Source organism: Actinoplanes sp. 13 (assembly GCF_056134165.1).
This window is the reverse complement of the sequence record NZ_JBVYOQ010000003.1, coordinates 113,659-126,361: the sequence shown is the minus strand read 5'-3', so window position 1 is coordinate 126,361 and position 12,703 is coordinate 113,659. Positions and strand designations below refer to the sequence as shown.

The 12,703-nt window shown below is 72.4% G+C and carries 13 protein-coding genes and 5 tRNA genes; 12 read left to right on the top strand and 6 right to left on the bottom strand.

Annotated elements, in window-relative coordinates; translation table 11 throughout:
• Positions 1–4: 4 nt before the first annotated feature.
• From AC0NH5_RS08385 to AC0NH5_RS08375, 3 genes are all read right to left on the bottom strand, one after another.
• Complete coding sequence (locus AC0NH5_RS08385; protein WP_474401602.1) at positions 5–1,597, bottom strand: FMN-binding glutamate synthase family protein; 1,593 nt, start codon at positions 1,595–1,597, stop codon at positions 5–7.
• A gap of 132 nt (positions 1,598–1,729) precedes the next feature.
• Positions 1,730–2,395, bottom strand: coding sequence for an AbfB domain-containing protein (locus tag AC0NH5_RS08380; protein ID WP_474401600.1), 666 nt, complete (start codon positions 2,393–2,395; stop codon positions 1,730–1,732).
• A 268-nt stretch (positions 2,396–2,663) separates the two neighbouring features.
• A complete protein-coding gene (locus AC0NH5_RS08375) occupies positions 2,664–3,032 on the bottom strand; it encodes a VOC family protein (RefSeq protein WP_474401598.1) in 369 nt (122 codons plus the stop codon).
• A 58-nt stretch (positions 3,033–3,090) separates the two neighbouring features.
• Here AC0NH5_RS08375 and AC0NH5_RS08370 point away from each other — a divergent pair, with 58 nt between their 5' ends.
• Positions 3,091–3,414, top strand: a complete 324-nt coding sequence (locus AC0NH5_RS08370) for an ArsR/SmtB family transcription factor (protein ID WP_474401596.1) — start codon at positions 3,091–3,093, stop codon at positions 3,412–3,414.
• The gene (locus AC0NH5_RS08365; protein WP_474401594.1) at positions 3,411–4,025 is read left to right on the top strand and encodes an SRPBCC domain-containing protein; all 615 of its coding nucleotides are present in this window, start codon (positions 3,411–3,413) and stop codon (positions 4,023–4,025) included. Before AC0NH5_RS08370 ends, AC0NH5_RS08365 begins: the two co-directional genes overlap by 4 nt.
• 83 nt (positions 4,026–4,108) lie before the next feature.
• On the opposite strand, the gene AC0NH5_RS08360 is transcribed toward AC0NH5_RS08365, so the two are convergent.
• Positions 4,109–4,705 (bottom strand): TetR/AcrR family transcriptional regulator, encoded by a 597-nt coding sequence (locus AC0NH5_RS08360; protein WP_474401592.1) that lies wholly within the window; start codon positions 4,703–4,705, stop codon positions 4,109–4,111.
• A 59-nt stretch (positions 4,706–4,764) separates the two neighbouring features.
• On the opposite strand from AC0NH5_RS08360, the gene AC0NH5_RS08355 reads away from it, so the two are divergent.
• Genes AC0NH5_RS08355 through AC0NH5_RS08345 form a run of 3 tightly spaced genes read left to right on the top strand, consistent with a single transcriptional unit; the run spans position 4,765 to position 8,319 of the window.
• Entirely contained in the window at positions 4,765–5,706 is a 942-nt protein-coding gene (locus tag AC0NH5_RS08355) for an LLM class F420-dependent oxidoreductase (protein ID WP_474401590.1), read from the top strand.
• Between the two features lie 47 nt (positions 5,707–5,753).
• Entirely contained in the window at positions 5,754–7,097 is a 1,344-nt protein-coding gene (locus AC0NH5_RS08350; protein ID WP_474401588.1) for a PQQ-dependent sugar dehydrogenase, read from the top strand.
• 37 nt (positions 7,098–7,134) lie between these two features.
• On the top strand, positions 7,135–8,319 hold the full coding sequence (locus AC0NH5_RS08345) for an ROK family protein (RefSeq protein ID WP_474401586.1): 1,185 nt from the start codon (positions 7,135–7,137) through the stop codon (positions 8,317–8,319).
• A gap of 2 nt (positions 8,320–8,321) precedes the next feature.
• On the opposite strand, the gene AC0NH5_RS08340 is transcribed toward AC0NH5_RS08345, so the two are convergent.
• Together AC0NH5_RS08340 and AC0NH5_RS08335 are read right to left on the bottom strand one after the other, a co-directional pair.
• Entirely contained in the window at positions 8,322–9,104 is a 783-nt protein-coding gene (locus AC0NH5_RS08340; RefSeq protein WP_474401585.1) for an enoyl-CoA hydratase/isomerase family protein, read from the bottom strand.
• 72 nt (positions 9,105–9,176) lie between these two features.
• Positions 9,177–9,599 (bottom strand): VOC family protein, encoded by a 423-nt coding sequence (locus AC0NH5_RS08335; RefSeq protein WP_474401583.1) that lies wholly within the window; start codon positions 9,597–9,599, stop codon positions 9,177–9,179.
• Positions 9,600–9,683: 84 nt separating this feature from the next.
• Here AC0NH5_RS08335 and AC0NH5_RS08330 point away from each other — a divergent pair, with 84 nt between their 5' ends.
• The 7 genes from AC0NH5_RS08330 to AC0NH5_RS08300 all read left to right on the top strand — a co-directional run bounded on the left by AC0NH5_RS08330 (position 9,684) and on the right by AC0NH5_RS08300 (position 12,503).
• Positions 9,684–10,616, top strand: coding sequence for a helix-turn-helix transcriptional regulator (locus AC0NH5_RS08330; protein WP_474401582.1), 933 nt, complete (start codon positions 9,684–9,686; stop codon positions 10,614–10,616).
• A gap of 260 nt (positions 10,617–10,876) precedes the next feature.
• Positions 10,877–10,950: transfer RNA gene (locus AC0NH5_RS08325), tRNA-Ala, on the top strand.
• A gap of 3 nt (positions 10,951–10,953) precedes the next feature.
• Positions 10,954–11,026: transfer RNA gene (locus AC0NH5_RS08320), tRNA-Gly, on the top strand.
• Between the two features lie 166 nt (positions 11,027–11,192).
• Positions 11,193–11,265, top strand: a tRNA-Leu gene (locus AC0NH5_RS08315).
• A 51-nt stretch (positions 11,266–11,316) separates the two neighbouring features.
• Positions 11,317–11,388 (top strand) — tRNA-Asp (locus AC0NH5_RS08310).
• Between the two features lie 12 nt (positions 11,389–11,400).
• Positions 11,401–11,474 (top strand) — tRNA-Pro (locus AC0NH5_RS08305).
• A 174-nt stretch (positions 11,475–11,648) separates the two neighbouring features.
• Positions 11,649–12,503, top strand: coding sequence for a nitroreductase (locus tag AC0NH5_RS08300; protein ID WP_474401580.1), 855 nt, complete (start codon positions 11,649–11,651; stop codon positions 12,501–12,503).
• The last annotated feature ends 200 nt before the right edge of the window (positions 12,504–12,703 follow it).

Genomic DNA, 12,703 nt, shown 5'->3' with positions numbered 1-12,703 from the left:
CATCTTAAGCACCCGGTCCGCGCGCCACGGCGTCCGCCGACGGCGGCGCCGACCCGCCCTGCGGCTCGCCCGCGGTCATCAACTCCATGATCGTCTCCTGGTCCGCCTTCGACGGCAGGCCCCAGCCCGGCCGGTAGTCGTAAACCTGATCCAATCCGGTCGCCCCGGTCCGCCCGTCGAGAATTTCCACCGACGTCGCGTCGATCAGCCCCGGGTGCTCCACCCCGCACGCCTCGGCGACCTTGAGCAGGTCCCGCCGTAGCGTCTTGATGTAGTTCGCGGCCCGCACCGACTTGAGCGCCGGGTCCAGGCCCCGGGTCAGCCACCGGTTCTGGGTGGCCACGCCGGTCGGGCAGGTGTCGGTGTGGCACTTCTGAGCCTGGATGCAGCCGATCGCCAGCATCGCCTCCCGGGCCACGCTCACCATGTCGCAACCCAGCGCGAACGCCACGATAGCGTTGTCCGGCAGCCCCAGCTTGCCGCCACCGTTGAACACCACCCGCTCGTGCAGGCCACGCTCGGCGAACATCCGGTAGACCCGGGCGAAGCCCACCTGGAACGGCAGCGACACCGAGTCGGTGAAGATCAGCGGCGCGGCGCCGGTGCCGCCCTCGCCGCCGTCGATCGTCACGAAGTCGACGCCCCGGCCGGTGCTCGCCATCAACGAGGTCAGCTCGTCCCAGAACTCCAGGTCGCCGACCGCCGACTTGATGCCGACCGGCAGTCCCGTCTCGGCCGCGAGCAGCTCCACCCAGTCCAGCAGGCTGTCGGTGTCGCAGAACTCGGCGTGCCGGGACGGGCTCACGCAGTCCACGCCCTCCGGGATGCCGCGGGTGCGCGCGATCTCCGCCGACACCTTCGCCCCGGGCAACAGGCCGCCCAGGCTCGGCTTGGCGCCCTGACTCAGCTTGATCTCCAAGGCCCGCACGGGCGCCGACGCCACCAGGTCCTTCAGCCGCCGCAGGTCGAACCGGCCCTGCTCGTCGCGGCACCCGAAATACGACGTCCCGATCTGGAAGACCAGGTCACCGCCGTGCCGGTGGTACGGCGACAGCGCGCCCTCACCGGTGTTGTGCAGGCACCCGGCCAGCGCCGCACCCCTGTTGAGCGCCTCCACCGCCGCACCGGACAGCGACCCGAAGCTCATCCCGGAGATGTTCACCACCGACGCCGGCCGGAACGCCTTGCGCCGCCCGCGCGCCGCGCCCATCACCTTGGCGCACGGCACCGAAGCCTCATAGCCGGCCGCCGGGTTCGACTGCGGCACGGCCCGCCCGAACGTGCGGTGCTTGATGATCGGATAACCGGCGGTGTACTCGATGTCGTTGTCCGTGCCGAACCCGAAGTAGTTGTTCTCCTTCTTCGCCGACGCGTAGACCCAGCGTCGCTGGTCCCGGGTGAACGGACGCTCCTCGTCGTTGCCGGCCACCACGTACTGCCGCAGCTCCGGCCCGATCGCCTCGATCAGATAGCGCCCGTGCCCGATCACCGGGAAGTTGCGCAGCAGCGCGTGCTTACGCTGGAAAAGATCACGTACGGCGACAGCCGCCACCGCCGACACAGCTGCGGCCGCGGCCGCCCGGGTACCCCGCCTCATGCCTCTGTTGCTTTGCCGCCGGCAGCCCCGCCGAAACAAAGCCCGCCGCCCGGCCCGCCCCGCCGCTTGACAATCGTGCCGCGCTTGACGACCGTGCCGCTTGTTCGGCCGTGCGGCGGTCTCGGCCCCGCGTCACGACTCCTGCGGCTTCTGAAGTGTGAACGTGCTGTCGGCGGTGAACCGCTCGCTGCCGTCCGGCTCGTCGATGTAGAGCTGTGTGCCCCGCCGGTGAATCACATGATCGGGATAGTTCTTCGACCGCAGCCGAACAGCCCCGTCCGCACCCTCCGCACAGAACGTCGCGTCACTGCGGAACAGCTCCGCATCGTCACGCTCGTCGAAGCGCAGCCGGTAGTCGAAGTGCCGCAGGTAGTCCCCGTCGTCATTCCGGAAGCTGAAGCACGCGTCATCGGCCAGCCCCGCCACGACCCGCACAACCTGCGGATCGTCCCTGGTCATGGCCGCGAAGTCGTCCTCCTCGCCCAGCCGCCGATCCGGGTCGCCGGCCAGCGCCACCACCCACTCGCCGGTCCTCATCCCCGGCCCGCCGCTCGGACTCGGCGACGCCTCCACGGCGGCCTCGGAAACCGGCGGTGCCGCCGACGCCGACGCCACCCCGACCGGCTCGGCCACCGGCGCCTCCACCGGGTCACGCACCACCCAGTAGATCAGCGCCGCCACCAGAACGAGCACCGCGCCGCCCACGAGCGCCAGCACCGCCGGATGCAGCCCGTCCCGCCGGGGCGGCCGCACATCGACGCCACCCCGCCCGTAGACGGTGCCACCCTCGTTGCTCATACCCGCGCTTCCCTCCACCCGAAGGCGAAAACGTTACCGCTATGGCCCCCACCACACGCCCCACCCCGAGCCAAGTCAAGGCCCCGCCCACCGCGCTCGGCCGGCAGTAACGCATGATCCCCACGTTCGCGTGCGTGGCTGCCGGCTGAGCGTTCCCGGCCGGCGGTGGCGCATGATCCCGCCCGCTCCGCCGGGGTTGCCGTCCCGGGACCGTGAGCCGCCCCGCCCCAAACCGTCCCCCCTCGCGCACCCCCACACGGAGGCGGCGTCAATCGACGGCGAGCAGCGGGAAACGGTTGCCCTCGGTGTCCGACAACAGTGCCCATCGCCCGAACGGCATGTCCACGGGCTCCTGCACGAAGACAACCCCACGCCCGGCCAGCTCACGCCACGTCGCGTCCACGTCGTCGCAGGAGAGGAAGACCGGTGTGTTCGGCTGCCCCGGCGATCCCTCGGCCGGCCGCGGGACGTGCTCCAGAATGAGGATCACGCCGTCGGGAAGCCGGACCTCCAGCCACCGCTCCGCACCGTACGTCGCGTCCTGAACGACTTCGCACCCCATCGTCGCGACCCAGAACTGCTTGGCCCGCTCCTGGTCACGCACGCCGACGCGAACCTTCCCGACCCCACGAAGCATGCGCCGATCCTCCCACACGCGGCCCTCGCCCATAACCATATTGTTATATATTGCTGGGATGCACCCGCTCGACGCACTTGCCGACCCGGTCCGCCGGCGCATCCTCGAGCTCCTCGTGCCCGGCGAGCGCGAGGCCGGCTTCCTGACCGGGGCCGTCCACGCCGAGTTCGGCATCAGCCAGCCGGCCACGTCCCGGCACCTGCGGCTGCTGCGCGAGGCGGGCCTGACCCGGTCACGGTCCGAGGGCCGGCACCGGCTCTATTCGGTGGCGCCCGAGGGCGTGCGCGAGGCCGAGCGGTGGCTCAGTCAGTTCCACACCCTCTGGGAGCGGGGTTTCGACGCCCTGCGTGCCGAGGTCGAGCAGAACGGAGACCGGCCATGAACCTCGCCGAGCAGATCAACCGGGTCATCCGCCGGGTGGTGAGCACCGGGGAGCACCACACCGTCGTCGTCGAGCAGGAGTTCCCGGTCGGCGCCGCCGCGCTGTGGTCGGCGTGCACCGAGCCCGAACGTCTCGCCCGATGGTTCGAACCGGTCACCGGCGACCTGAGGGTGGGTGGTCGCTACCGGTTGGCGGGCAGCGGCACCGAGGGGGTCATCGAGCGCTGCGAGCCGCCGGCGGCTCTGCGCCTCACCTGGGACCACGGCACTGACAGCAGCCGGGTCACCGTGACGCTGACGCCGTCCGGCCCGGCGGCGACCGTGCTGCGTCTTGAGCACAGCGCCGGCCCGGGGGAGTTCTGGGAACAGTACGGCCCGGCTGCCGGCGGCGCCGGATGGGACGGCTCGCTGCTGGCTCTCTCGCTCCACCTGGCCGGCGATCAGCGGTGCACGCCCTCGGAGATGGAGGGTCTGATCGCCACCGAGGCGGGCCGCGACTTCACCGCGCGGGTCGTCGCCGCCTGGCAGGCCGCCCACGTCGAGTCCGGCGCCGACCCGGAGTCCGCCGCGGCAGCCGCAGCCCGGACCCTCGCCTTCTACACACCCGCCTGACGGCCGCCCCGGAACGAGCGCTCGCGTGACGCCGGGCCGTCACAACCGCTCGCCGGGCCAGCGGTGGGGCAGCGCGGATGACGTCAGGCCGGCGTGATCAGAATCCGGGTGGCGCGGGCGGCCCGGGCCGCGATGTCCTCGACCGGGTCGCCGCCGCGGGCGAAGAATCCGTCCGCGAACAGCGACACGTACCCGTGTGCCACCGCGATCGCGGCCTCCACCAGCCGGAGCTGCTCGTGGTGGGACGTGACCCCGGTCGCCGCCGCCAGGTCGAGCCACTGGGTCATGAAGGCGCGGGTCTGCTCGCGCCGCTCGTCGTCGACCACCTCGTACAGCTCGGCGGCGAAGATGACGTGGAAACCGGCGCCGGTGCGCGCCACGTACCGGACGTAGGCGCCGGCCGCCGCCGCCAGCCGGTCGGCCGGGTCCGGCCCGGTGGCGCCGACCGCGTCGGCGATCTCGGCGCGCAGGTCGCGTGCGGCGGTCGCGGAGATGGCGCTGAGCAACTGGTGGCGGTCGGCGAAGTGCCGGTACGGCGCGGCCGAGCTGACGCCGAGCCGGCGCGCCACCGCGGCCACCGAGAATCCGCGCAGTCCCGCCTCGGCGAGCAGGTCGAAGCTGGCGCCGATCAGCGCCGCCCGCAGATCGCCGTGGTGATAGGCGCGCACATCGGCCTCCATGTGAGTAGGCTCTTACATTAGCAAGTGAGGACCCTCTTACATCCATCGCGGAGGCAACGGTGACCATCCGGCTCGGCTACCAGATCCCGAACTTCACCTATCCCGGCCCGGTCGAGCAGACCTTCGACACGGTGGCCGCGCAGGCCCGCGAGGCGGAGGCCGCGGGTTTCGACACCGTCCTGGTGATGGACCACCTCTACCAGCTGCCCGGCATCGGCCCGGTGGAGAACGCGATGCTGGAGGCGTACACGACTCTCGGCGCCCTCGCATCGATCACCGAGACGATCCAGCTGTCCACGCTGGTCACCGGCAACACGTACCGTAATCCCGCGCTGCTGGCCAAGACGGTGACCACGCTCGACGTCGTCTCGCACGGCCGGGCGATCCTCGGCATCGGCGCCGGCTGGTTCGAGCGCGAGCACGACGACTACGGCTTCGAGTTCGGCACTTTCGGTCAGCGCTTCGAACGCCTCGAGGAGGCGCTGACGATCATCGCGCCGATGCTCAAGGGTGAGCCGGCCACGTTCGCCGGCAAGTGGTACACGACTCGTGGCGCCATGAACAACCCGCGGGTCCGCCCGAACATCCCGATCATGCTGGGCGGCAGCGGCGAGCAGAAGACGTTCCGGCTGGCCGCCCGGTTCGCCGAGCACATGAACGTCATCTGCGACGTGGACGAGCTGCCGCACAAGGTGGCTGTGCTGCGCCGGCGGTGCGAGGAGATCGGCCGCGATCCCGCCACGCTGGCCACCAGCTACCTGGTGATGGGCATGGTCGGCGAGACCGAGCAGGAGGTCAAGGAGCTCGGCCAGACCGTGCCCGAGGACCGCCGCAACCGGGCCTTCCTCGGCACGCCCGATCAGGTCGCTGAGCAGCTGCACGAGCGGGTGCTCGGGGCCGGGATCGACGGGATCACCATCAACCTGATCCGCAACGGCCACCGGCCGGGCGTCGTCAGCCAGGTGGGCGCGGCGCTCAAGCCGCTCGTCACGGCCGCCTGACGGCCGGTCGCCGGGCGGCCCGGGGACGGAATCGGTACTGTCGGCGGATGGCTGAGGCGCGGAAGAGGGGGGTGGCGATCGCCGCCGCCATGATCATCACGATGGCTGGCTGCTCCTCCGGCGAGCCCGTCGCTTCCGCGCCGGCCGGCACCGTGCCACCCTCGGCCGGCGGCTCGCTCGCGGCCGGGGTTCCGGGGCTCGAGACCACTGTGGTTCGAACTTTGCCCGGCACCGGCACCGCCCCCTTCGACGAGCCCCGGGAGCTGCAGGCGCCCCCCGGGTGGACCGTCACGGTGTGGGCGCGCGTGCCCACCGCCCGGCTGCTCGCCTGGACGCCGGACGGCCGGCTGCTGGTGTCGCGCCCGAAGCACGGCGACATCGTCGAGCTGGTCCCCGGTGCCACGCCCACCCAGCGTGTCCTGGTCAGCGGCCTCAACCAGCCGCACGGCATGGCCTTCGACGGCGACACGCTGTACGTCGCCGAGAGCGACCAGGTGGACGCCTTCACCTACCGCTCCGGCCGGCTGTCCGGCAGGCGGGTGGTCGTCGGCGGCCTGCCCGACGCCAAGAGTTCCGAGCTTCGCGGCGCCTACGCGCACGCGTTGAAGAGCGTGGCCGTCGGCGCGGACGGCGCGCTCTACATCTCGGTCGGCTCGACCGGCAACATCTCCGCCGAGGACCGCGACGCCACCCCCGAGCGGGCGTCCGTCCTGCGTGCCCCGGCCGGCGGTGGCACGCCGTCCACCTTCGCCCGCGGTGTCCGCAACGGCACCGGCCTGGCGATCGACCCGGACGGCGGGGTGTGGACGGCGGTCAACCACCGGGACAACGTCGCCTATCCGTACGACGGGCCCGACCAGGGCGAGGTCATGACGTGGTACGTCAACGACCGCCCGTTCGAGCAGCTCGCCAAGGTGACGCAGGGCCGCGACCTGGGCTGGCCGTACTGCAATCCCGACCCGGACCTGGCGCCCGGCGAGCGGGACACCCCGCTGAGCTACACCGACCGCCCGTTCGTCCGCGACATCGAGACGAACGCCGACGGCTCGAAGCTGGACTGCGCCGCCCTGCCCCGCACCGAGCAGGGCATGGGCGCCCACTCCGCGCCGCTGGGGCTGAGCTTCGCCGCGGACGTGCCCGGCGGTTACGCGGCCGGCGCCCTGGTCGGCGTGCACGGCTCGTGGAACCGCAACCCGCCCCGCCCGCCCGAGGTCTCCTTCTTCGCCTGGCGCAACGGCACGCTCGGCCCCCAGCAGACCCTGCTGACCGGCTTCCAGCTGCCCGACGGCTCCCGGTGGGGCCGCCCGGTGATGGCGGTCGAGGGCCCGGACGACGCGCTCTACGTGAGCGACGACGCCGCCGGCGCCATCTACCGTGTGACCGCCTCCTAGTCACGGCCCCACGTGGGGCTCTAGGTTGGACGGCGCCATGCACAGGACTCGATCGAGCGTCGGCACGTTGCTGCGCCACGTCCACGTCAGCGGGCCGCTCTCCCGGGCGGCGCTGGCGGACCGGATGGGTGTCAACCGCAGCACCATCCTGGCGCTGACCTCCGAGCTGGTCGCGGCCGGGCTGGTGCGCGAGGAACGGCCGGCCGGGACGATCGGGGCGGGGCGGCCGTCATTGGTCGTACGGCCGGAGTCCGCAAAGATCTGTGTGCTCGCTTTCGACATCGCGGTGGACCGGCTCACCGCCGCGCGGGTCGGTCTCGGCGGGCCGGTGCTGGACCGGCGGGAGACCACCCGGCCGCGCGCCGGCGCCGACCTGGACACCGTGGTCGGCAAGCTCGCGGCGCTGGGCCGGGATCTGGTCGCCGCGGCGCCGGGCGACACGGCCTGGGTAGGGATCGGCGCCGCCTACTGCGGGATGATCCGGCCCGGCGACGGCATGGTCCGGTACGGTCCGGAGCTCGGCTGGGTGGACCAGGCGTTCGGCGCCGAGCTGGAGCGGGCGCTCGGTATGGGCCTGCCGGTCGCGGTCGGCAACGAGGCGCACCTCGGCGCCCTCGCGGAGTACGCGAGAGGCGCCGGCGCCGGCTTCCCCAACCTGATCTACCTGCACGGCGACGTCGGCGTGGGCGGCGGCATCCTGGTCGGCGGCAAGCTGCTCGGCGGCGAGAGCGGGTACGGCTGCGAGGTCGGTCACATGCTGGTCAACCCGTTCGGCGGGCGGCCCTGCCTGTGCGGCTCACGCGGTTGTCTGGAGGCCGAGACGGGGGAGTACGCGCTGCTCGCCGAGGCGGGCCGGGCCGGGCAGACCGGGCCGGCCGCGGTCCGGGCAGTGGCGCAGGACGCGGCCGGAGGCGACCCGGCGGCGGCGCGCGCGGTGGCGGTGGCCGGCGACTGGCTGGGCATCGGCGTCGCCAACCTGATCAACCTGTTCAACCCGGGCGCGGTCGTCTTCGGGGGGATGCTGCGCGACCTCTACGGCGCCGCGGCCCCGCACGTGGCGGCCCGGATCGCCCAGCACGCCATGCCGGTCTCCCGGGAACGGGTCGAGCTGCGGCTGTCCGGCCTGGCCGCCGACACCACCCTGATCGGCGCCGCCGATCTCGGCTTCGCCGCCCTGCTGGCCGACCCGTTGAGCCCGGTGCGACCGGCTCCGCGGGCGTGAGGTCACTCCCCGCGGAAGATCGGGGTGCGGCGCTCCAGGCTCGCCGCGATGCCCTCGGCGCTGTCGTGGGTCGCCCACAGCACCTTCTGTTCGGCCAGCTCGTGGTCGAGGGCCTGGCGGACCCGGGCCGCCAGGTCGCCGCGCAGCGTCGCCCGGATCGAGCGGACCGCGAGCGGCGCTCCGGCGGCGATCTCCTGGGCCAGCTCGCGGGCGGTCGCGCGCAGCGTGCCCGGCGCGGCGAGCCGGTCGGCCAGGCCGAGGCGTGCGGCCTCCTCGCCGCCGACGCGCCGCCCGGTCAGCAGCATGCCGGCCGCCGCCTGCCGGCCGATCAGCTCGGGCAGCGTGACGCTGAGGCCGAACCCCTGGTGGAACCCGAGTCGCACGAAGTTCGCCACGAACCGGCTGGAGGCTTCCGCGACGCGGAAGTCGGCCGCGCACGCCAGGCCCAGACCTCCGCCCACGGCCGTTCCCTGCACTGCAGCGATCATGGGGGTACGAAGTTCGAAGAGTCGCGCGGCACTGCGGTACAGGCGTGCCGCCGCGTCGACGTGATCCTGTGCGAACTCGCCGCTGCCGAAGTCGGCGCCCGCGCAGAAGTGCCGGCCCTCGGACGCCAGGATGATCGCCCGGCAGCCCGGGTCGTCGTCGAGCTCCGCGGCAGCCGCCACGATGGCGCCGATGAGGGCCTCGTCGAAGTGGTTGGCCGGTGGCCGCCGCATCTCCAGCAGCGCGACCCCGTCCTCGACGGTGATCGCCAGATCGGTGCTGCTGCTGGTCGTGGCCACCGTGCCTCCCGGATGCTGATCGGATCCTCAGTATGAGGCGCGGCCGCTGCGGGACCGCGCCGCCCGTCGTGGTCAGCCGGCGTACTCCACGGCGACGTCGAGCACCCAGGTCACGCCGAACCGGTCGATCAGCATGCCGTAGAGCGGCGACCACCCGGCGGGCGCCAGGTGCTCGACGACGGTCGCGCCCTCGGCCAGGCCCTTCCAGTAAGAGCTGATCTCGTCGGGGTCGTCGCCGCGGACGGAGACGAACACCGACCGGTCACCCCGGTCGAACGACTTCGCGGCCGGTACGTCGTACCCCATGATCCGAAAGCCGTTGTCCGCGGCGACCTGACCCCAGCTGATCTGGTCCGCCTCGGCCGGGTCGTCGACGCGCTGCGCGTCCGCGTTGGTGACCAGGACCAGGTGGCCGCCGAAGACCGCCTGGTAGTGCTCCAGAGCCGCCCGCGCGTCGCCGCGGAAGTTCAGGTGCGTGGTGGTGGTGATGCTCATGGCTGTTTCCTCTCGCCGGATGTGCCACCACAGTCGCAGCGGTAGAGGCCAGGTTGTGTCCTCTACTTCGCTCATCATGGAGTGATGCACAAGACATCCGCGCGGCTGCTGGCTCTGCTCTCGCTGTTGCAGGCGCGCCGCGACTGGCCCGGGTCGCTGCTCGCCGAACGTCTGGAGATCAGCCCGCGGACCGTCCGGCGGGACGTCGACCGGCTCCGCGAACTCGGGTACCCGATCGCGACGATCAAGGGACCGGACGGCGGTTACCGGCTCGGCGCGGGCAGCGACCTGCCGCCGCTGCTCTTCGACGACGACCAGGCGGTCGCCCTGACGATCGCGCTGCAGATCGCCGGCGGCACCGGCCACGGCATCGGCGAGGCCGCGATCCGGGCGCTGAACACCGTCCGGCAGGTCATGCCGGCCCGGCTGCGCCACCGGGTCGACACCATGGACGTCACCGCGGTCAGCCGGCCGGCCCCGCAGGTCGACACCGCGGTGCTGCTGACGCTCAGCGCGGCGGTGCACGGCCGGGAGGTGCTGCGGTTCGACTACCCGCCCGACCAGGTACGACGCGTGGAGCCGCACCACCTGGTCACCCGGGACGGGCGGTGGTACCTGGTCGCCTGGGATCTGGACCGGGCGGACTGGCGGACGTTCCGGGCCGACCGGTTGACTCCGCGTACCCCCACCGGTCCTCGCTTCGCCGCCCGCGACGTGCCCGGCGGCGACGTCGCAGCCTTCGTCACCGGCAGATTCCGCGGGGCCGGAGGCGCCGGCGGCTGGCCGTGCCACGGCACCGTGATCCTGGACCGCCCGGCCGCGGTCGTCGCCGGGTTCGTCCCCGACGGCGTTGTGGAAGAACTCGGCCCGGACCGCTGCCGGGTCGACCTCGGATCCTGGTCGTGGCCGGCCCTGGCCGCGGCGATCGGCCGGTTCGACGCCGATTTCGAAGTGGTGGGCCCAACCGAACTCAGGGACGCGTGCGCGCTTCTGGCGCGGCGATATGCGCGGGCCTAAATGCGTTGCCGCTCCGTCGAGGGATCTTTATCGTATTCATCGACACCGAGAACGACGAGGCGGAAGGAGAACGAGATGTCGCTGCAAGACACCAGTGCATACCAGCTCGGCGGCTCCCTGCCCGCCGCGGAGGACGCCCGGGAACGGTGGCGAGAACAGTAGCGCTGACGCAGCTGACAATGCCGCCGCCCGATCCGGGACCGGCGGCTTTTTCGTTTCCCGGTTTCTTGACAAATGCACAGTGGCCGGCATTTCTTCGTGGGCTTGTAGCGCAGTCCGGTAGCGCACCGGTTCGGCAGACCGGGGGTCGGCGGTTCGAATCCGCCCAGGTCCACACGCGGTCGTAGCTCAGCAGGCAGAGCGCCACCTTGCCAGGGTGGAGGCCGCCGGTTCGAAACCGGCCGACCGCTCTCTCATCCCTTACCGCGGCCGTTCTCTCTCTTCCGGCCGCGACCGGCGCGATCCACGGCGCCGAAGCCGGCCGGCGAGGCTCATCACCTCGCCGGCCGGGATCAATGCGGGCCCGAGTCTGAGAATCCGGAGGTTGGAGGTCTGATCCTGCGCCCGCAGCTTCACACCCGGGTAGCCCAACGGTAGAGGCACGCCGCTCAGAACGGCGCCAGTGCGCGTTCGAATCGCGCTCCGGGTACGCGATGTTTCCAGCAGCGGAGGCGGCCGGTTCGACTCCGGCCGGGTCCACGCCCTGTTAGCTCAGTGGAAGAGCAAGCGCCTGTCGAGCGCGAGGCCGCCGGTTCGATCCCGGCACAGGGCGCTTCAAGGAAAGCGGGATGTGGCGCAGCTTGGTAGCGCACCGGTCTGGGGGACCGGGGGCCGCCGGTTCGAATCCGGCCATCCCGACGCGTCACGGCGCGGTGGACGAACCCCGTCCGCGCCTCAGTGATCTGTATGCGCGCCTCCCGTGGCCGTTCACGGTGCCGTTACGCCCCGGGATGCGCGTAAGGTGAACGGAGACCGATCGCTTCGCCCGGATGTCGATCACCGGCCTCGGTGGTCCTGACGAGGGGAAGTCCGATGACACCAGCTGTGCATCGGGGCGTCGGTGCCGACGCCCTGCACCGGGCCGTCGCCGTGGCCGACCTCGCCCCGTCGGCCGACGACGCCCGGCCCTGGCGGTGGCGGGTCGCCGACAACCAGCTCGACCTCTTCGCGGATCCGGCCCAGGATTCCGCCGGGCGCCTCATCATCGTCAGCTGCGGCTCCGCCCTGCATCACGCGCGCCTGAGCCTGGCCGCGCAGGGCTGGCAGGTGGCCGTCGAACGGCTGCCCGACCCGGCCGATCCCCGTCATCTCGCGCGCCTGCGCATCGACGGCCCGGCCCCGGCGAGCCCGGGCGCCGTCCGGCTGGCGGCCGCCATCGGGCGACGGCACCGGGACCCGCAGGGCGACCCGGGCCGGCCGATCAGGCCGGCGGTGCTGCGGACCATCGTCCAGGCCTTCCACTCGCACGACATCCGGGTGTACGAGGTACGCCCCGACCAGATCCTCGAACTCGGTGTGGCGGCCGCCCGCACCACCCCCAGCGGCCCGGCCGAGCAGCGATGGCACGAGCAACTGGCGCTGTGGGCCGGCGCCGGGCGGATCGTGGGGGCCGCCGACCGCCTCCGGCTGCCCGTCCAGCAGGGCGGGCACGACCGGGCGGCCACCTTCCTGGTCCTGCACGGGCCGGGCGACGACGACCTGTTGCGGTTGTACGCCGGGGAGGCCCTGTCCGCCGGCTGGCTGGTCGCCACCCAGCACGGGCTCGCCGTCCAGCCGTTCGCCGCACCGATCGAGCAGGAAGCCTCCCGGGAGGCGCTCCGGCGGGTGGCGCCGGAGATCGATCACCCCTATGTGCTGGTGCGGGCGGGCCGGCACGGCAATCGGTGACCGGAATGCGGCGCGGGCAGGGCAGATCGGCACGCGTGAATCGATGATCCACGTGTAGGCTCCTGATGAGCAAGCCGCCAGGCGGGGCATCCCGGTCGGTGCACGCGTCTTTTCTGAAGACGCGACGGCGAGCCCGGTGATCAGCGCTTGCCGCGAGGCGTACGACTCGTGTGACGCGCGGTTCCCGAGGACCTGGCGGC

What these genes read in the sequence shown, in the direction of transcription:
- AC0NH5_RS08385 (WP_474401602.1), bottom strand. Translation starts at nt 1,597, where the DNA reads ATGAGGCGGGGTACCCGGGCGGCCGCGGCCGCAGCTGTGTCGGCGGTG.
- AC0NH5_RS08380 (WP_474401600.1), bottom strand. Translation starts at nt 2,395, where the DNA reads ATGAGCAACGAGGGTGGCACCGTCTACGGGCGGGGTGGCGTCGATGTG.
- AC0NH5_RS08375 (WP_474401598.1), bottom strand. Translation starts at nt 3,032, where the DNA reads ATGCTTCGTGGGGTCGGGAAGGTTCGCGTCGGCGTGCGTGACCAGGAG.
- AC0NH5_RS08370 (WP_474401596.1), top strand. Translation starts at nt 3,091, where the DNA reads ATGCACCCGCTCGACGCACTTGCCGACCCGGTCCGCCGGCGCATCCTC.
- AC0NH5_RS08365 (WP_474401594.1), top strand. Translation starts at nt 3,411, where the DNA reads ATGAACCTCGCCGAGCAGATCAACCGGGTCATCCGCCGGGTGGTGAGC.
- AC0NH5_RS08360 (WP_474401592.1), bottom strand. Translation starts at nt 4,705, where the DNA reads ATGGAGGCCGATGTGCGCGCCTATCACCACGGCGATCTGCGGGCGGCG.
- AC0NH5_RS08350 (WP_474401588.1), top strand. Translation starts at nt 5,754, where the DNA reads ATGGCTGAGGCGCGGAAGAGGGGGGTGGCGATCGCCGCCGCCATGATC.
- AC0NH5_RS08345 (WP_474401586.1), top strand. Translation starts at nt 7,135, where the DNA reads ATGCACAGGACTCGATCGAGCGTCGGCACGTTGCTGCGCCACGTCCAC.
- AC0NH5_RS08335 (WP_474401583.1), bottom strand. Translation starts at nt 9,599, where the DNA reads ATGAGCATCACCACCACCACGCACCTGAACTTCCGCGGCGACGCGCGG.
- AC0NH5_RS08330 (WP_474401582.1), top strand. Translation starts at nt 9,684, where the DNA reads ATGCACAAGACATCCGCGCGGCTGCTGGCTCTGCTCTCGCTGTTGCAG.
- AC0NH5_RS08300 (WP_474401580.1), top strand. Translation starts at nt 11,649, where the DNA reads ATGACACCAGCTGTGCATCGGGGCGTCGGTGCCGACGCCCTGCACCGG.